Source organism: uncultured Nitratireductor sp. (assembly GCF_913053745.1).
Taxonomy (GTDB): Bacteria; Pseudomonadota; Alphaproteobacteria; order Rhizobiales; family Rhizobiaceae; genus Nitratireductor.
This window is the reverse complement of record NZ_CAJXGF010000022.1, coordinates 1-17,537: the sequence shown is the minus strand read 5'-3', so window position 1 is coordinate 17,537 and position 17,537 is coordinate 1. Positions and strand designations below refer to the sequence as shown.

15 protein-coding genes and 1 other annotated feature are annotated in these 17,537 nt (G+C 64.2%); of the genes, 11 read left to right on the top strand and 4 right to left on the bottom strand.

Annotated features, from left to right (window positions below; translation table 11 throughout):
• Positions 1-16 precede the first annotated feature (16 nt).
• Complete coding sequence (locus tag QZ638_RS05725) at positions 17-1,768, bottom strand: hydantoinase B/oxoprolinase family protein (RefSeq protein ID WP_295807947.1); 1,752 nt, start codon at positions 1,766-1,768, stop codon at positions 17-19.
• Entirely contained in the window at positions 1,765-3,843 is a 2,079-nt protein-coding gene (locus tag QZ638_RS05720) for a hydantoinase/oxoprolinase family protein (RefSeq protein ID WP_295807945.1), read from the bottom strand. Before QZ638_RS05720 ends, QZ638_RS05725 begins: the two co-directional genes overlap by 4 nt.
• Before the next feature lie 195 nt (positions 3,844-4,038).
• Here QZ638_RS05720 and QZ638_RS05715 point away from each other — a divergent pair, with 195 nt between their 5' ends.
• The 11 genes from QZ638_RS05715 (at position 4,039) to QZ638_RS05665 (ending at position 15,228) form a co-directional block, all read left to right on the top strand.
• The gene (locus QZ638_RS05715; protein ID WP_295807944.1) at positions 4,039-4,866 is read left to right on the top strand and encodes a ferredoxin--NADP reductase; all 828 of its coding nucleotides are present in this window, start codon (positions 4,039-4,041) and stop codon (positions 4,864-4,866) included.
• Positions 4,867-5,162: 296 nt separating this feature from the next.
• On the top strand, positions 5,163-5,495 hold the full coding sequence (locus tag QZ638_RS05710; protein WP_295807942.1) for a metalloregulator ArsR/SmtB family transcription factor: 333 nt from the start codon (positions 5,163-5,165) through the stop codon (positions 5,493-5,495).
• An 11-nt stretch (positions 5,496-5,506) separates the two neighbouring features.
• Positions 5,507-6,016 (top strand): arsenate reductase ArsC, encoded by a 510-nt coding sequence (locus QZ638_RS05705; RefSeq protein WP_295807940.1) that lies wholly within the window; start codon positions 5,507-5,509, stop codon positions 6,014-6,016.
• Between the two features lie 10 nt (positions 6,017-6,026).
• Positions 6,027-7,106 (top strand): ACR3 family arsenite efflux transporter, encoded by a 1,080-nt coding sequence (gene arsB, locus QZ638_RS05700; protein ID WP_295807936.1) that lies wholly within the window; start codon positions 6,027-6,029, stop codon positions 7,104-7,106.
• A gap of 11 nt (positions 7,107-7,117) precedes the next feature.
• Complete coding sequence (gene arsC / locus QZ638_RS05695) at positions 7,118-7,516, top strand: arsenate reductase (glutaredoxin) (RefSeq protein WP_295807935.1); 399 nt, start codon at positions 7,118-7,120, stop codon at positions 7,514-7,516.
• A 65-nt stretch (positions 7,517-7,581) separates the two neighbouring features.
• Positions 7,582-8,976, top strand: coding sequence for a DHA2 family efflux MFS transporter permease subunit (locus QZ638_RS05690; RefSeq protein ID WP_295807933.1), 1,395 nt, complete (start codon positions 7,582-7,584; stop codon positions 8,974-8,976).
• A 160-nt stretch (positions 8,977-9,136) separates the two neighbouring features.
• Positions 9,137-10,936, top strand: coding sequence for a DEAD/DEAH box helicase (locus QZ638_RS05685; RefSeq protein WP_295807932.1), 1,800 nt, complete (start codon positions 9,137-9,139; stop codon positions 10,934-10,936).
• Between the two features lie 70 nt (positions 10,937-11,006).
• Positions 11,007-11,062: a sequence feature (sul1 is cis-regulatory element that is thought to sense ions involved in sulfur or methionine metabolism; They are found in Alphaproteobacteria), on the top strand.
• A gap of 72 nt (positions 11,063-11,134) precedes the next feature.
• On the top strand, positions 11,135-12,619 hold the full coding sequence (locus QZ638_RS05680; protein WP_295807990.1) for a SulP family inorganic anion transporter: 1,485 nt from the start codon (positions 11,135-11,137) through the stop codon (positions 12,617-12,619).
• Positions 12,620-12,730: 111 nt separating this feature from the next.
• Positions 12,731-13,585: a universal stress protein gene (locus QZ638_RS05675; protein WP_295807930.1), complete on the top strand. Its 855-nt coding sequence runs from the start codon at positions 12,731-12,733 to the stop codon at positions 13,583-13,585.
• Positions 13,586-13,674: 89 nt separating this feature from the next.
• Complete coding sequence (locus tag QZ638_RS05670; RefSeq protein WP_295807929.1) at positions 13,675-14,841, top strand: diphosphate--fructose-6-phosphate 1-phosphotransferase; 1,167 nt, start codon at positions 13,675-13,677, stop codon at positions 14,839-14,841.
• 99 nt (positions 14,842-14,940) lie between these two features.
• A complete protein-coding gene (locus QZ638_RS05665) occupies positions 14,941-15,228 on the top strand; it encodes an antibiotic biosynthesis monooxygenase family protein (protein ID WP_295807927.1) in 288 nt (95 codons plus the stop codon).
• Between the two features lie 58 nt (positions 15,229-15,286).
• On the opposite strand, the gene QZ638_RS05660 is transcribed toward QZ638_RS05665, so the two are convergent.
• Together QZ638_RS05660 and QZ638_RS05655 are read right to left on the bottom strand one after the other, a co-directional pair.
• On the bottom strand, positions 15,287-16,846 hold the full coding sequence (locus tag QZ638_RS05660; RefSeq protein ID WP_295807924.1) for a serine hydrolase: 1,560 nt from the start codon (positions 16,844-16,846) through the stop codon (positions 15,287-15,289).
• 189 nt (positions 16,847-17,035) lie between these two features.
• A partial coding sequence (locus QZ638_RS05655; RefSeq protein WP_295807923.1) for a substrate-binding domain-containing protein occupies positions 17,036-17,537 on the bottom strand: 502 nt, incomplete at its 5' end.

Genomic DNA, 17,537 nt, shown 5'->3' with positions numbered 1-17,537 from the left:
TCGATGTGCGCGCCTCTCAGCCGCCGCGTTTCGCGCGCGTCGCCGTTTCGTCGACCGCCAACCCATCTGCGCTCAGAACAACGCCAAACTGCACCTCGGCCTCCGCCGCCGTGTAATACCCCAGCGCCACGTCCCCGAGCACCTTTTCCGGCGCGCGTCGGAACGGATCGCCATAGCCGCCGCCACCCGGCGTCCCCACACAGACCCGGTCGCCTGCCTTGAGTGGAATGTCCTGCTCCTTTGAAAGATGCGGCGGCACGTGTGCCGCACCGTCGCGCCACACCGTCACCGTGTTCACCCCGCCGTCTTTCCCGCCGAGCACGCCTTGCGGGCCCGAGCGGCCGTGGTCCATCACGAAGGAGGCGCGGGCATCGCCGCGCAGAAGCTCCACCTCGTAGGAGAGGCCGAACCCGCCGCGCTGTTCGCCGGCCCCGCCCGAACCCTCGCGCAGAGCGTAGCGCCGGTAAAGCACCGGGAAGGCCTGCTCCATCACCTCCACCGGCGGCGATTTGGAGATACCGATGGTGGAGCAGCCATTGGTCAGACCGTCATGGTCGGCATTGCCGCCATAGCCGCCGCCGGAGATCTGGTACATCACGAAATCGCGGCCCCGCGCCGGGTCGTGCCCGCCAAGCGCGAAATTGCCGCTGGAACCCGCCGGTGCTGCAGTCACCTTCTCCGGCAGCGCCTTCACCATGGCCGCGAACACGGCCTCGGCGATGCGCTGCGAGACCTCGGCGGCGCAGCCTGAAACCGGGCGCGGATAGCGCGCATCGAGAAACGTGCCTTCCGGCCGGTGGATGATCAGCGGCTCGAATGCGCCCGCGCTCAGCGGCACTTCGGGGAAGATATGGCGCATCGCCAGATAGACGGAGGAAAGCGTTGTGGCGAGCACGCTGTTCATCGGTCCCATGCAGGGCGGGCTCGATCCTTCGAAATCGAAGGTCAGCGTGTCGCCCTTCTTTTCGATGGCGAGCGCGATGGTCAGCGGTGCGTCCACCACGCCGTCGGAATCCACGAAGGCCTCGCCGCGATAGACCCCGTCGGGGATCGGCGCGATCAGCGCGCGCATCTGTGTCGCCGCGCGCCGGCGCAATTCGGCGATGGCCTGGCGCACCGTCTCGTCGCCATAGCGGTCGAGCACCTGCGCCAGCCGCTCGGCGCCCACTTCCAACGCCGCGCCCTGCGCGCGGATATCGCCGATACGCTGGTCCGCAACGCGGATGTTGGAGCAGATGATCGCGTAGATTTCCGGGTCCAGTTCGCCTTTCTTGAAAAGCTTCACCGGCGGCAGGCGCAGCCCTTCCTGTTCCACCGCCGTGGCGGAGGCGGAGAATCCGCCCGGAACCGCGCCGCCGATATCGGGCCAATGGCCGGTGTTGGAGAGCCAGCAGAAGATTTTCCCGTCGCGCCAAACCGGCATGGCAAAACGCACATCCATGAGATGCGTGCCGCCGAGATACGGGTCGTTGACGATGTAGATGTCGCCGGGTTCGGGCGCTGCGGTGTCCCCGCTGGCGATGCGTTCGATGAGTGTGCGCGTCGAATACTGCATCACGCCGACAAAGACCGGCAGCCCGGCAGAGCCTTGCGCGATCAGCGCGCCGTCCTCGGCGGCATAAATGCCGTCCGAACGGTCGTTGGCCTCGGCGATGACGGGCGAGAAGGCGGCGCGTGAGAAAGTCAGGTCCATCTCGTCGCAGACCTGCTGGAGTGCCGCCTGGATAACGGAAAGCGTGATGGCGTCGAGGGTGAGGGTGTCGGTCATCGGCGCGTTCCCACCGTGATGATGATGTTTCCGTCGGCATCCGACATCGCGCGATCGCCGGGCTCGATCACCGTCGTGGTGTCGAGCTGTTCCAGAATCGCGGGACCTTCGATCTCCGCATCGAGCGGCAGCTTTTCGCGGGCATAAACCGGCGTGTCATGCCAGCTTCCCGAAAACCACACCCGCCGCGTTTCACTCAGCGCTTCGGCAAGCCTCGCCACGCGCCCGGCCGGGTCGATCAGGCTGGCGAGATCGATGTCCGCCCGCACACCGATCACCGAAGTGTTGAGATTGACGAGATTGGCGCGGATTTCCGGCAGCCGCACCTTGAAGCGTTTGTAATAGGCATCCTCGAAAAGCGCCTGCAGCGTGTCGCGGTCGATGTCGGGGCCGGGCAGGGGCACATTGATGAGATGCGTCTGGCCGACAAACTGCATGTCCGCCGTGTGCACGCATTCGATGCGCTCCGGCTGCACGGTCTCCTCGGCGATCAGCGTCTCGCCCTCGGCGCGCTGTTCTTGGAGAACGCTTTTGACGAGCGCCACATCCAGGCTCGCAACGGGCCGGTTCACCGTGCGCACGAAATCGTGCCGCAGGTCCGCCACGACGCAGCCGAGTGCGTTGGTGATGCCCGGCCGCGCCGGCACCATCACGCGCGGAATGCCCAGTTCCCGGGCCAGGGCTGCCGCGTGCAGCGGTCCCGCGCCGCCGAAAGCGAACAGCGCGAAATCGCGCGGGTCGTGCCCCTTGCCCATGCGGATGGCGCCCGCCATTTTTATGTTGGCGATCTTCAGCACCGCCCCGGCGGCCTCCACGCCCGAAAGGCCGAGATGGCTTCCCAGCCTGTTCTCGAAAATCGCGTCGACATCGGCAACCGAGACCGGATTGTCCACAGAGAGCAGTTTCTTGGGGTTCAGCCGGCCGAGCAGAAGATTGGCGTCGGAAATGGTGGGCGCTGCGCCGCCGCGGCCATAGCAGATCGGCCCGGGCGTGGCGCCCGCGCTCTGCGGCCCCACTTCCAGCAGCCCCGCATCGTTGACGCGGGCAATCGAGCCGCCGCCGGCGCCCACCGTGTGCACATCCACCATCGGCACATGGATCGGCATGGCATATTCAACCTCGATCTCGTTGGAGACCGCCGGACGCGCGCCGCGCACCAGCGCCACGTCGGTGGATGTGCCGCCCATGTCATAGGTGATGAGGTTGTCGACACCGGCCCGTCGTGCCGTGAAGGCAGCCGCCATGACGCCCGAAGCCGGGCCCGACATCACCGTCTTGGCCGCTTCGCGTGCCACATGGGCGGCGGAGATCATGCCGCCATTGCCGTTCATCACCAGAAAGTCGCGGGCATAGCCGAGCCCTCTGAGCTCGTTCGATAGCCGGGCGACATAGCGCTCCAGAATCGGCTGCACCGATGCGTTGACGGTGGCGGTCACGCCGCGTTCGAACTCACGCGCTTCCGACAACAGAGCGTGTCCAGTGGTGATGTAATTGTTGGGCCAGGACTCGGCGGCGATTTCGGCCGCGCGCTTCTCATGCGCCGGGTTCGCATAGGCATGCAGAAAGTGTATCACCAGTGACACACAGCCCGCGTCGAGCAGCGCCTCGACCGCCGCGCGCACGCCGTCCTCGTCGAGCGCGGTAAGCACATCGCCCGATGCGTCCATGCGCTCGCTGACCTCCAGCCGCAAATCGCGCGGCACCAGGGGTTCGAACGTGCCCGTCATGCCATAGGCCTGCGGCCGCGTGCGGCGCCCGAGCTCGATGATATCGCGAAAACCGGCCGTCGTGATCATGCCGGTTCTGGCAAGCTGCCGCTCCAAAACGGCATTGGTCGTCGTGGTCGTGCCATGCACGATCAAGCCGATCTCGGAGGCTGGCACGCCCGTCTCCTGAATGGCGTTGACGACGCCGAAGGCCTGGTTCTCGATCGTGGTCGGGGTCTTGGCGACACGCACTCGAGGCCCCATATCGGAGCCGGAGCGTGTGTCGATCAGGATCAGATCGGTGAAGGTGCCGCCCACATCGATGCCGGCGACAACGGAACCCGAATTGATGCCTTTTTTCTCATTCATTGGGAAAATCCGGAATGCGAAACCTTTTTTGACCCGACGATATGAAATAGGTGTCGAACGCTGGAAACTTGACGTCAAATTCATTTGTATACTAATAATCTCGGCAGGCAAGAGCAGCCATCGATGCCGTGATTTGAGTTTGCAACCGCAACCGAAACAGGCATACAGACTTCCGACCGAACGAGGAAAGTATCCATGGACAGCGCTGCGCTCCGCGAGGCCGAAGCCGAAAAGACCACCGAATTCCCGATTCCCGCCGGCTGTTTTGCCGAGCGTGTGACGTCGGTGAAGCATTATACGGACAATCTGTTCGCCTTTCGCATCACGCGTCCGCAGAGCTTCCGTTTCCGCTCCGGCGAGTTCGTCATGATCGGTCTTCCCAATGCGGAGAAGCCTGTTTTCCGTGCCTATTCCATCGCCAGCCCGAGCTGGGACGAGGAAGTGGAATTCTTCTCCATCAAGGTGCCGGACGGTCCGCTGACCCAGCATCTGCAGAAGATCCAGCCCGGCGACACGGTGTTGATGCGGCAGAAATCCACCGGCACGCTCGTCAACGATGCGCTGACGCCTGCGAAGAACCTCTACATGATCTCCACCGGCACGGGTATCGCGCCATTCGCGAGCCTGATCCGCGATCCGGAGACCTATGAGAAGTTCGACAATATCATCCTCACCCACACCTGCCGCGACGTGGCCGAGCTCGATTACGGCAAGGAACTGGTGACTGCTCTCAAGGACGATCCGCTGATCGGCGAGCTTGTCGAGGGGCGCCTGACCCATTTCACCTCGACCACGCGCGAGACCTCGCCCGTCATGGGGCGCATCACGACGCTGATCGAGAATGGCGAGCTGTTCAAGGCGCTCGGCACCGAGCCCCTCGATCGCGAGCAGGACCGCGTGATGATCTGCGGCTCCATGGCCATGCTCAAGGACGTCAAGGCGTTGGTCGAGAAGGCCGGTCTCAAGGAAGGCTCCAATGCCGAGCCGGCCGACTTCGTCGTCGAACGCGCCTTTGTTGGATAAGTATGCGTTTGCGCACCCGGTTCGTGGGAACCGGGGACGCGCAGCACGACTGACATCCTCCTCCCCGTAAGCGGGAAGAAGGGTCATGTGCACTGGTCCGGTTTCACAACCTCGCACTGTTCCAGCCGTATGTTTCACGCGCGGACCCGTTGAATAAACCGTCCGGGTCGCACAGGCGGCATTTCTTCATGCCGCCGGCAAACAAACCTTCGGTCCCCGCCTGTTACCTCTTGACCTCGCGCGCCAGGCATGTCAAAAGCCGATCCAATATATCGATAAATCCGGATATTTAGATAATGAGAAAACCCGAAGCCATCGAAGCGCTTTCCGCTCTCGGGCAGGAAACCCGGCTCGACGTGTTTCGCCTTCTGGTGAAGGCCGGGCCGGGCGGTTTGCCGGCCGGTGAGGTCGCGGCGAGGCTGGATGTGGTGCAGAACACCGCATCCGCCCACCTCAAAGTGCTGACGCAATCGGGCATGATCCGAGCGGAGAGGCAAGGGCGCGTCATTCGCTACCACGCGGACATGACCGGTTTCCGCGATCTCCTTTCCTTCTTGATGGAGGACTGCTGCAACGGAAATCCCGACCTTTGCCGCCCCGCCATCGAGGCGGCCACTTGTCATTGCTAGGAGGCAAGACCATGCGCGATCGGCCTTTCAATGCGCTTTTCCTGTGCACCGGCAATTCGGCCCGCTCCATCCTTGCCGAAGCGATCCTGAACCGCGTCGGCGCGGGCCGCTTCATGGCCTATTCGGCAGGCTCCCGGCCCAGGGGTGCGGTGCACCCTTACGCGGTGGAACTGCTCGAACACATGAATCACGATGTCGCTTTCGCGCGCTCGAAGGATTGGGCCGAGTTCGCGACGCCCGAAGCGCCGAAGCTGGATTTCGTCTTCACGTTATGCGACAGCGCGGCTCAGGAAGCTTGCCCCGTTTGGCCCGGTCAGCCGATGACGGCCCATTGGGGCCTGCCCGACCCGGCTGCGGTCTCCGGTACCGAGGCCGAAAAACACCTCGCTTTCGCAGACACATACCGCATGCTCAACAACCGCATTTCCATTTTCACGGCGCTGCCGTTCGCTTCGCTCGACCGGCTTTCCCTTCAGCGGCGTCTCGACAATATCGGCCGCACGCCGGCGCATTCCCAATAGGAACCGTTTGATGACCGAGCATATTCTGCACCGATCCGACGCCCCGGCGGGCGGCATCGGCTTCTTCGAAAAATACCTCTCCATATGGGTGGCGCTTTGCATCGTCGCCGGCATTGCCCTCGGCAATCTGATGCCGGGCCTGTTCGGCTTTCTCGCCTCGCTCGAATACGCCTCGGTCAATCTGGTCGTCGCCGTTCTCATCTGGGCCATGGTTTTCCCGATGATGGTCAATGTCGACTTTGCCAGCCTCAGCCATATCGGCGACCGGCCCAAGGGCCTCGTGCTGACGCTTGCCGTCAACTGGTTCGTCAAGCCCTTCACCATGGCAGCCCTCGGCGTTCTGTTTTTCGAATATGTCTTCGCCCCGTGGATCGCGCCCGCCGATGCGCAGCAATACATTGCCGGCCTGATCCTGCTCGGTGCCGCGCCGTGCACGGCCATGGTTTTCGTGTGGAGCCAGCTTACCCGGGGTGACGCCACCTACACGCTCGTGCAGGTCTCGCTCAACGATGTGGTGATGATCTTCGCCTTCGCGCCCATCGTTGCCCTGCTGCTCGGCGTCACCGACATCGCCGTGCCGTGGGAAACGCTTCTTCTGGCGACCGGACTTTACGTGGTCATTCCGCTCGTTGCCGGCGCCTTGACCCGAAAATGGCTCACCGGCCGCGCCTCCGGCGCCGAGGCCGAAAAGGCGGTCTCGGACTTCACCGCGTCGCTGAAACCTGTCTCCGTAATCGGCCTACTGGTCACGGTCGTGCTGCTCTTCGGATTCCAGGGCCATGTCATCGTCGCAAGGCCCATCCTGATCGTGCTGATCGCCGTGCCGCTTCTGATCCAGTCCTACGGCATCTTCTTCCTGACCTATTTCGCCGCCCGTATCTGGAAGGTGCCGTTCAATGTCGCCGCGCCCTGCGCCCTCATCGGAACGTCGAACTTCTTCGAACTCGCGGTGGCCGTCGCCATCAGCCTGTTCGGCTTGAACTCCGGCGCCGCCCTTGCCACGGTGGTCGGCGTTCTGGTCGAGGTGCCGGTGATGCTGTCGCTGGTCGCCTTCGCCAACCGCACCCGGGACTGGTTCCCCAAGAGCTGAACGAGAGACAAATGACCGCCACCATCTACCACAACCCAAAATGCGGCACCTCGCGCAACGTGCTGGCCATGCTCCGGGAGGCCGGCGAGGAGCCGCAGGTGATCGAATATCTCAAGACGCCGCCCGGCCGTGAAACCCTGGTGTCGCTGATTGCCGCCATGGGTGTGTCGCCGCGCGCGATCCTGCGCCAGAAGGGCACACCCTATGACGAACTCGGTCTTGGCGAAGACAAATGGAGCGACGACGAACTGATCGACTTCATGGTCGAGCACCCGATCCTGATGAACCGCCCCATCGTCCAAACCCCGCTTGGGACGAAGCTCTGCCGCCCTTCCGAGACTGTGCTGGAACTTCTGCCGGAAGACGCGGTGAAAGCCTTCACGAAGGAAGACGGCGAGGTGGTGAAGTAGATCCGATGCGCCGCGACACCTTCGCGCATTGACTTGGCCATGGGTGCGGGCGAGGGTGCCGGCCCGTGAGCCCGGATCGTCAAACACCGCCGCCGGCCATTCCCGCGCGGATCTGGAAGATCGCCGCCGTCACCGGCGCTGGCGCGTTCATGGCGATGCTGGATTCCACCGTCGTCAATCTCGCGCTGGAGACCATCCGCGAGGATTTCTCCACAACTCTGCCCCTAATCCAGTGGATCGCCACCGGCTATCTGATCGCATTGGCGATTTCGCTGCCGGCCGCGGCCTGGCTTGGAAACCGTTTCGGTTACGGCCGCCTGTGGGCGCTCAGCCTTGCCGGCTTTGCCGCGGCATCGGTGCTCTGCGCCATCGCGCCCGGTCCGTGGTCGCTGATCGCGGCCCGCTTTCTTCAGGGGCTGGCCGGCGGTCTCATGGTGCCGGCGGGACAGGCCGTCATCGGCGCGACAGCCGGCCCCAAGCAGCTTGGCCGTATCATGGGCGCGCTCGGGCTCGTCGTCGCGCTCGGCCCGGCCATTGGTCCGGCCATTGGCGGTCTGCTGCTCGATCACGCCTCATGGCGCTGGCTTTTCTGGATCAACGTTCCTGTCGGCGTGGCTGCCCTTCTCTTTGCCAGAGGCCTGGTTCCGCCCGGCGAACGCGACGAGACGCGCCGTCTCGATCTTGCGGGCTTGGTTCTGCTTGGCGCGGGATTGCCACTGTTTCTCTATGGCGCGACCGAGATCGGTGCCCAGGGCCTGACACGCATCGATCTGGTTTGCGTCGTCGTCGGCCTTTTGCTCGTCGCGAGGTTCGCCGTCAATGCCATGCGCGCGCGGCCACCGCTGATCGACCTCGCGCTTCTTCGTCGGCCCGTCTTCACCGCGGCCACGCTCACCACCGGTCTGACCGGCGCAAACATGTATGGCGGGCTTTTGCTTCTTCCGCTCTATCTCCAGGTGATCGCCGGCCGCGATACGGTGGAAACCGGCTTCCTGCTCCTGGCCATGGGGCTCGGCAGCGCTCTCGCGCTTCCGGTCGGTGGCACGTTGACGGATCGGTTCGGCGCCGGCCGGGTCACGCTCGCCGGCGGGGTCGCGCTTCTTGTCAGCACGCTGCCGTTTCTCCTGCCCACGCCTTTGCCTGCCGCGTGGCTCGCGCCGCTTCTCGTGCTCAGAGGCATTGGCATGGCGCTGGGGCAGATGCCGGCCATGACGGCGGCTTATGCCTCCGCCCGCAAGGAGGAGATGGGCGACGCGACAACGCTGGTCAACATCGTCCAGCGTGTTGGCGGCGCGGTTGGAGCGGTGGCGGTCGTCGTGCTTCTGGCTCATGCCGGCGGCGCCGCGGGTTATTTCAACGCGTTTCTCACCCTGTCGATCGTCTCTGCCCTGACCGTGCTTCTGGGAATGGTGATGATGCGTCTGACGGCGCGCGAGCGGCGCGAGGCGGCGGCTGGTTGAGCTTTCGAAGTTGGCGGAAATTGCCATACCGTGCTGTACATTTGTGTCCGACGCGCGTAGTAGGGCGCAAAAGCGTTGGCGAAATGGCCACGCTGCGCGCTCGCCAGACGATCTGCCCCAGACGATCTCTTAAAGCGCGCTCATTTCCGAAAGAAGATGAATGACCGAGTTCGAAGGCATTGTGCCGGCGCTTGGCCGGGCGTTGGACAAACGCGGCTATACCGAATTGACCCAGGTGCAGAAGGCTGTGCTGGAGTTGGAGCCCGCCGGCGCCGATGCGCTCGTTTCGGCACAGACCGGCTCCGGCAAGACCGTCGCCTTCGGCATCGCGCTGGCGCCGAGCCTGCTTGATGGCGAGGAACGCTTCGACCGTGCCGCCGCCCCGCTCGGTCTTGCCGTTGCGCCGACGCGCGAACTCGCGCTCCAGGTCAAGCGTGAGCTGGAATGGCTCTATGCCGAGACCGGTGCCGTCATCGCTTCCTGCGTCGGCGGCATGGACATTCGCACCGAGCGCCGTGCACTCGAGCGCGGTGCGCACATCGTCGTCGGCACGCCCGGGCGCCTGTGCGATCACATCCGCCGCAACGCGCTCGATATGTCGGATCTGCGCGCCGTGGTGCTGGACGAGGCCGACGAGATGCTCGATCTCGGTTTTCGCGAGGATCTGGAGTTCATTCTCGACGCGGCACCGGCTGAGCGCCGCACCCTCATGTTCTCGGCAACGGTTTCGCGCACCATCGCCAATCTGGCGAAGAACTATCAGCGTGATGCGGTCCGCATCACCACCGCCGCCGAGCAGAAGCAGCATGGCGATATCGACTATCGCGGCTTCCTCGCCATCCCCCAGGAGCGCGAAAACGCCATCATCAACGTGCTGCGCTACTATGAGGCGCGCAATGCGCTGGTGTTCTGCAACACGCGCGCCACCGTCAACCACATGACGGCCCGGTTCAACAATCGCGGCTTCTCGGTCGTCGCCCTGTCGGGTGAACTCAGCCAGAGCGAGCGCACCCATGCGCTTCAGGCCATGCGCGACGGGCGCGCCCGCGTCTGCGTGGCGACGGATGTTGCCGCCCGGGGCATCGACCTGCCCAATCTGGAGCTTGTGGTGCATGCCGACCTGCCCACCAACACCGAAACGCTTCTGCACCGCTCCGGCCGCACCGGCCGAGCGGGGCGAAAGGGCGTCAGCGCGCTCATCGTTGCGCCCAATGGCCGCCGCCGCGCCGAGCGCCTTCTGCGCGACGCCAAGGTGCGCCTCGAATGGGGCAGCCCGCCATCGGCCGAGGACGTTCTGCGCCGCGACGACGAGCGCCTCATGGCGGATCCGAACCTCGAAGAACCGATTCAGGAAAACGAGACCGATTTCGTCGAGGCCCTGCTTGCCAAACACGGTGCGGAGCAGGTGGCGGCGGCTTTCGTGCGCCTACATCGCGGCAAGCTTTCCGCGCCCGAGGATGTGACCGAAATCACCGTCCACGATGCCGACGGCATGCGCGAGGAGCGCAAACCGCGTCGCGAGGATTTCGACGAAAGCGTCTGGTTCTCGCTGTCCGTCGGGCGCAAGCAGAATGCCGAGCCGCGCTGGCTCATCCCGCTTCTGTGCCGCGCCGGCGAGCTCACCAAGCGCGAGATCGGCGCGATCAAGATGCAGCAGGACGAAACCTTCGTTCAGCTCGATGCGGCCAGTGTGGACCGTTTTCTTGCGGCCATCGGTCCGCAGGCGGTTCTGGAGCGCAGCATCCGTGTGGTGCAGCTCGACGGTGTGCCGGAGTTTGCGCCGCGCAACGGCCCCAAACCCTTTGGCGGCAAGCGCCGTCCCGCCGGCAAGCCGCATCGCAAGGGCGGCGAGTGGCGCGAAGACGCCAAGCCCCGGGCCAGGAAGGACGGCAAACCGGGCAAGCCGAAATTCGGCAAACCCGCCGGCGGCAGGAAAAAACCCCGTAAGAAGCCGGACTGACGGAGGTTCCTTCGCAGCATCAAGAATGTTGCGTCGCAGCAAGAAATAGGGTTAAACACCGCGCATCCGCTTTGGACCCGGTGAAATTCCGGGTGGCTCTGCCGGCCGCTGATCCGCCGGCGCAACCTCGATCGTTTCTGTCTTTCCCGACCGCAGGTGTCTGTCGGCGGTTGGGAGGTCATGTCTCCTGAAGGTTCCATGTTCTCGCTTTCCCATTACCGTGACGAATGGTTCGGCAATGTCCGGGCCGATCTTCTTTCCGGGCTGGTCGTCGCTCTGGCGCTCATCCCCGAAGCCATCGCTTTCTCGATCATTGCCGGTGTCGACCCCAAGGTCGGGCTTTACGCCTCCTTCTCCATCGCCGTCATCACCGCAATAGCCGGCGGTCGCCCGGGCATGATCTCGGCCGCCACTGCCGCGACCGCCGTGCTTATGGTCACGCTCGTCAAGGAGCACGGCCTGCAATATCTGCTCGCCGCCACGGTGCTTGCAGGCCTCCTGCAGATCGGCGCCGGGCTCCTGAAGCTCGGCCATCTGATGCGCTTCGTGTCGCGGTCGGTCATGACCGGCTTCGTCAATGCGCTGGCCATTCTCATCTTCATGGCACAACTGCCCGAACTGATCGGCGTGCCCAACCTCACCTATGTGATGGTCGCTGCCGGGCTCGCCATCATCTATCTGTTCCCGCGTCTGACCAAGTCCGTGCCGTCGCCGCTCGTCTGCATTATCGTTTTGACCACGGTGTCCATCGCCTTCGGACTCGACGTGCGCACGGTGGGTGACATGGGCGAGTTGCCGTCGACCTTCCCGGTCTTCCTGTTGCCCGACATTCCGCTCAATCTGGAAACGCTGCAGATCATTCTGCCTTATTCGGCGGCGGTGGCGGCTGTTGGCCTTCTGGAATCGCTGATGACCGCCTCGCTGGTGGATGAGCTCACCGATACGTCGAGCGACAAGAACCAGGAGTGCATCGGCCAGGGCCTCGCCAACACGGCCACGGGCTTTATCGGCGGCATGGCGGGCTGCGCCCTGATCGGCCAGTCGATGATCAATGTGAAATCCGGCGGGCGCGGGCGCCTGTCCTGCTTCGCGGCCGGCGTGTTCCTACTGTTCATGATCGTGATCCTCGGCGATTGGGTGCGCCAGATCCCGATGCCCGCGCTTGTCGCCATCATGATCATGGTCTCCATCGGCACATTCTCATGGTCGTCGATCAAGAGTCTGCGCGAGCATCCGCTGTCGTCTTCCGTGGTCATGCTGGCCACGGTCGTCTGCGTTGTCGCCACGCACAATCTCGCCATCGGCGTGCTGGTTGGCGTGCTGCTGTCCGGCATCTTCTTCGCCGGCAAGATCGCGCAGATCTTCCGGGTTACATCGACCCTGTCTGCGGATGGGCGTGAGCGCACCTATCGCGTCGAGGGCCAACTCTTTTTCGCGTCGGTCGAGGACTTCAACGCCGCCTTCGATTTCAAGGAAGCGCTGGACAAGGTCGTCATCGACGTTTCCCGTGCTCATATCTGGGACATTTCCAGTGTTGGCGCGCTCGACATGATCGTGCTCAAATTCCGCCGCGACGGTGCCGAGGTGGAGATCGTCGGGATGAACGAGGCCAGCGAAACCATCGTCGACAAGCTTGGCATTCACGACAAGCCGGGTGCACTCGAAAAGCTGATGGGCCACTAGATCGCCCTGCGTCCTTTCAGACGCACAAAGGACGATCCGAATCATTGATAGAGCATCGGTATGACCGAAAACCGGATTCCGCTTTTCGGCCCGATGCTGGAGGAAGGGACAATGTCAAAGATTACCGCATTCATCGACGGTTCCATCTATTCGCAAAGCGTATGCGAGCACGCGGCGTGGATCGCCGGCAGGCTCGAATCTTCCGTCGAACTACTCCATGTGCTCGGCCGCCGCGAGACGGGCAGCGCTCCGTCGGATCTGTCGGGCAAGATCGCGCTCGGTGCGCGCTCCTCGCTCCTGAAGGAACTCTCCGAGCTCGACGAGCGGCGCGCGCGCCTGGCCATGAAGCGTGGCCGCGCGATCCTCGAAGATGCCGAAGCGGCGGTGCGCACCGCCGGCATCGAGGCGGTCTCGGGCCGTCTGCGCCATGGTGACGTGGTCGAGACGGTCGCCGAGGTGGAGGTCGATTCCGATCTTCTGGTGATCGGCAAGCGCGGCGAGGCAGCCGATTTCGCCAAATTGCATCTGGGGTCCAATCTGGAGCGCGTCGTGCGGTCGAGCCACAAGCCGGTCTTCGTTGCCGCCCGCGCCTTCACGCCCATCGAAAAGGTGCTGGTCGCCTATGATGGCGGCGCCAGCAGCATGAAAGCGGTCGACGCCATGTCCCGTTCGCCGCTCTTTGCGGGTCTCACCGTCAAGCTGCTCACGGTCGGGGCCGACAACTCCGAGGCGCGCAATCGCCTCGCCGATGCCGAGGCGGTCCTGCGTGGCGGCGGTATCGAGGCACAGGGTGAAGTCGTGCCGGGCCAGCCCGAAACGGTCATTTCCGAGCGTGTCGAGAGCGAGAAGTTCGACCTTCTGGTGATGGGGGCCTACGGCCATTCGCGCATCCGCAGCCTCATCATCGGCTCGACGACCGAAGCCATGCTGCGATCCTGCAAGATTCCGGTCATGCTGTTCCGTTAATCCTGCGCGCGGGTGCTGTGGCTCTTTTCAGCCGCGCACCCGTCATGCCATGAATGGCGGAACATCATCGCAAGGAGAGGGCGCGAGCCATGGCCGAAACCTTCGTCATCGCCCAGGGCGGCGGTCCCACCGCCGTCATCAACCAGACCGTCGTTGGTGCGACGCTGGAAGCGATGAAGCGCTATCCCGGATGCCGCGTGCTCGGCGCGTTGCACGGCGTGCGCGGCATCCGTGACGGCCGCTTCGTCGCCCTGTCCGATCTGTCCGAGACCGAGCTCCGGCGCATCGCCGCCACGCCCGGTGCGGCGCTGGGCTCCACGCGCGACAAGCCCGACGCGGCCTATTGCGAAGAGATCATGAAGGGGTTGAAGGAAGTGGGCGCCGATGCCTTCGTCAACATCGGCGGCAACGACACGTCCGGCACCCAGGCCATTCTGCGCGATGCGTCGGGCGGCGGCATGACCTTCATGCACGCGCCCAAGACCATCGACAACGATCTGATGGAGAACGATCACACGCCGGGCTTCATCTCCGCCGGTGAAATGGTGGCCGGTGCGTTTTTGAGCGTCGAGCTGGATTTCCGCGCATTGCCGGGTGTCTATGTGGGCATCGTCATGGGCCGCCATGCGGGGTTTCTCACCGCGGCCGCGGCCGCCTGGGCGCTCGATGAGGAGAGCGGCCCGCATCTCGTTTACGTGCCCGAGCGCGCCTTCGAGCGAACCCGTTTCGTCGCGGACGTCGAGGCCACGGTCGCGCGCCACGGGCGCTGTATCGTCGCCATGTCGGAGGGCGTGTCCGACGCCGAGGGGCGCTCGCTGGTCGAAACGCTGGTGCCCGCCGAGATGCAGGAGCGCGACGCCCACGGCAACATCAAGCTGTCCGGCAGCGATCTCGGCCAGGCCATCGAGCGCATTCTTGCCGAGGACATGGCCGGTCAGCGTGCGCGCGTCGACACGTTCGGCTATCTGCCGCGCGGCAACATCGCCACGATCAGCGAGACCGATGCGCGCGAGGCTTTCGAGGCTGGCGCATTCGCCGTCGGTTCGGTGGAGAAGGGCGACGGCTCCGTGGCGCTCCAGTTCGATGGCGGCAAGACCGTCTGCCGCCTGGTCGATCTCGACGCCGTCGCCGGCAAGACGCGGCACATGCCCGAAACCTATCTGAAGCCGGATGAAAACCGCCTGTCCGACGAGGGTCTTGCCTATCTGCAACGGCTCCTGCCACGCCGCTACGATCCCGCGAAGCCGTTCGTCTGACATGCGCGTCGAGGCGGAGCCTTTTTGTCGCCGCCTGTCGTTTCGGTGCGTTTGCAAACGTCCTGTGGCCGTATCGATGTGAATTCCAGGGAGACAACCATGATCGTCATCGCCGGCCATATGGCCGTGCCGCCCGAAGAGCGGCGTGCCCATGTCGCCGCTCATGCGGACATGATCCGCCGCGCGCGCAACCATCCCGGCTGCGTCGATTTCGCCATCTGCGAAGACGCGCTCGATCCGGCCCGGGTGAACCTGTTCGAACTGTGGGAAAACGATGCGGCGCTCGACGCCTGGCGCCGCGTCGCGAACCCGCCCGCGAGCGATGCTCCGCTATCCGCCGTAACGGTGCGGAAACACCATGTCAGCCACTCGGGGCCTCCGTTCTGAAATCCCGAAAGCGCGGACGGCTTGTCGGCGCTTTCTCAAAGCGGCAGCGCCGTCGGAGTTATTCTCGAACGAACGTGCCATCCTTCAATTGATCGAAATACTCCACGCGCACCTCTCTGGCCAGCGCGCCGTCGACCGTGAACGCGACCGACGAGATGGAGCCCGCCGTGGCATTTTCGTTGCGCGGGCGGAAAACGAACTCGTCGCCCGTCCAGTGTTGCAGCGGGAAGGTGCTGGGCGTGCCTTCCACCTTCATCACCAGTCCGCTATCGGCTTCCTCGACAATGAGCTTGCCGAAGTAATCATTGGCGAAGGTTCCGGTGTAGTCGGCGAGTTCGCGTGCGGGTTTCGCGTCGGCCGGAGCTTCCTGACCCGTATACTTGCCGAAAGGCTCCAGGATCGGCGCCAGGATGACCGGATACAATGCCAGCCAGTCGCGCTGCACCTCGCCATACTGCACCAGGTCCATGAAGCTCATGGCGATGCCCTCGACCAGGCCGATGGGCTGTGCGTTGGTCAGGATCACGATGCCGATATCGGCCGAGGGGAGCATGGTGAAATTGGTCGCCGCACCCAGCGCAAACGCACCCGAATGGCTGATCATCACGCGGCCCGCCGGTGAAACGTTAACCCCGAAGCCGTAGCCGTAAAAGCTGGCGCGCGCGGCGGGTGTTGCGGGCGCGCCCGAAACGATCTGTGGACTGAGTGCCGGCAGAAGTGCCTCCGCGTCGACAATGTTGCGCCCGTCATAGTCGCCATTGCCAAGCACCATGCGCAGCCATTTCGCCATGTCGTTCACGCTGGCGCTTACACCGCCGGCCGGCGCTTGGGCGTCGGGATCGCGCTGATAGAGTGCGGCCCATTCACCGCTCTTGCGTATGTGGCCATGGGCGCGGTTGTCGCGCGCCAGGAAATCCTTCAGCCGGGAGGAGGTGTTCTCCATGCCCAGCGGCGTGTAGATCGCCTGTTCGCTGAGCGTCGCCCAGTCCTTGCCGGCAACGCCCGCCACGGCTTCTGCTGCGGCCGTCAGGCCGAAATTCGTATAGGCGTACTGGAGCCGGAATGCGCCCACTTTCAGGTGTCGAAGCTGCTCGAGGATGACTTGACGCGGGAAGCCCAGATCTTCCAGATCGTCGCCGGCATGGTCGGGCAGGCCGGAGCGGTGCGCGTAGAGATCGCCAATCGTCAGCAGCGCCGTGCTGTCGGGGTTGGAGAGCTTGAACCAGGGCAGGATATCGGCCATCGGCGTATCCCAGTCGACCATGCCTTCGCCCACCTTTCGCGCCACCACGGTCGCGCCCACGGATTTGGAAAGCGACGCGAGCTGGAACGCGGTGTCGGTGTCGACCTTCGCGTCCTGGCCGGCCTTGCGCACGCCGTAGCCTTTGGCAAACAGAACCGCGTCTTTGCGCACCACGGCCACGGCAAGGCCCGGTACGCCGGTGTCCTTTATCGCCTTCTCGATCATCGCGTCGAGCGCATCGACCGCTTTCTCGATCTGGCCTTCGGGAATGGTCACGCCTGCTGTCTGCGGCGGCGGAAGGTCATCGGCCTGTGCGGTTCCCGGAGTGACGATGAGCGTCAGGGCCGCCGCGGCGGCGAGGATGCGGTGCGTCATGACTTGATCTTCCTTCTCGACGGTCGAGGCCTATCCCGTTCTGCCGGCTAGTCTTTAACGAAAGACTTACCGCCCGTCCTGATCGGCTGGAGCAGTTCCAGCAAAAGTGGGAACCGGTTTTGCATCCGGAATTGCTTAAAAACGAAGAGGTGGGGCATTGGAGGTGATCCCGTTTTTACCGGAAATGCTCTAGACGAAGAGATGTTTTTCCTTCTCCACCAATTCGCCGATGAAGGCCGCCGCCACCTGTATGCGTCGCGTCGGACGCATTGATTCGTGATACACTGTCCAGTAGCTGCGGCGGATCGGAGCGGCCCAGGCAATCGGCACGAGGTCCCCATGCCGGCGGGCGATGAATGTGTGCAGGATGCCGATGCCCGCGCCCGCGCGGACCGCCTCCACCTGGCCCATGGCCGATGAAACGGCGAAGTCTGCCGCCCAGTTCTCCGAAATCTCGGCGGCATAATCGAGCGTCGGGCTGAAAACCAGATCGGGCACATAGCCGACAAGGCGGTGATCGTCGAGTTCGGCGGCGTTCCTGGGCAGGCCCCGTGCCTCGGCATAGGCTTTGGAGGCATAAAGGCCAAGCGTGTAGTCCACCAGTTTGGCGGCCACGAGCCTGCCTTCGGTGGGGCGGTCCACCGTTACCGCAATATCGGCTTCGCGGCGCGACAGGGAAAGTGAGCGCGGG

Coding starts and splice junctions, on each gene's coding strand:
- QZ638_RS05725 (WP_295807947.1), bottom strand. CDS start 1,768: ATGACCGACACCCTCACCCTCGACGCCATCACGCTTTCCGTTATCCAG.
- QZ638_RS05720 (WP_295807945.1), bottom strand. CDS start 3,843: ATGAATGAGAAAAAAGGCATCAATTCGGGTTCCGTTGTCGCCGGCATC.
- QZ638_RS05715 (WP_295807944.1), top strand. CDS start 4,039: ATGGACAGCGCTGCGCTCCGCGAGGCCGAAGCCGAAAAGACCACCGAA.
- QZ638_RS05710 (WP_295807942.1), top strand. CDS start 5,163: ATGAGAAAACCCGAAGCCATCGAAGCGCTTTCCGCTCTCGGGCAGGAA.
- QZ638_RS05705 (WP_295807940.1), top strand. CDS start 5,507: ATGCGCGATCGGCCTTTCAATGCGCTTTTCCTGTGCACCGGCAATTCG.
- arsB (WP_295807936.1), top strand. CDS start 6,027: ATGACCGAGCATATTCTGCACCGATCCGACGCCCCGGCGGGCGGCATC.
- arsC (WP_295807935.1), top strand. CDS start 7,118: ATGACCGCCACCATCTACCACAACCCAAAATGCGGCACCTCGCGCAAC.
- QZ638_RS05685 (WP_295807932.1), top strand. CDS start 9,137: ATGACCGAGTTCGAAGGCATTGTGCCGGCGCTTGGCCGGGCGTTGGAC.
- QZ638_RS05680 (WP_295807990.1), top strand. CDS start 11,135: ATGTTCTCGCTTTCCCATTACCGTGACGAATGGTTCGGCAATGTCCGG.
- QZ638_RS05675 (WP_295807930.1), top strand. CDS start 12,731: ATGTCAAAGATTACCGCATTCATCGACGGTTCCATCTATTCGCAAAGC.
- QZ638_RS05670 (WP_295807929.1), top strand. CDS start 13,675: ATGGCCGAAACCTTCGTCATCGCCCAGGGCGGCGGTCCCACCGCCGTC.
- QZ638_RS05665 (WP_295807927.1), top strand. CDS start 14,941: ATGATCGTCATCGCCGGCCATATGGCCGTGCCGCCCGAAGAGCGGCGT.
- QZ638_RS05660 (WP_295807924.1), bottom strand. CDS start 16,846: ATGACGCACCGCATCCTCGCCGCCGCGGCGGCCCTGACGCTCATCGTC.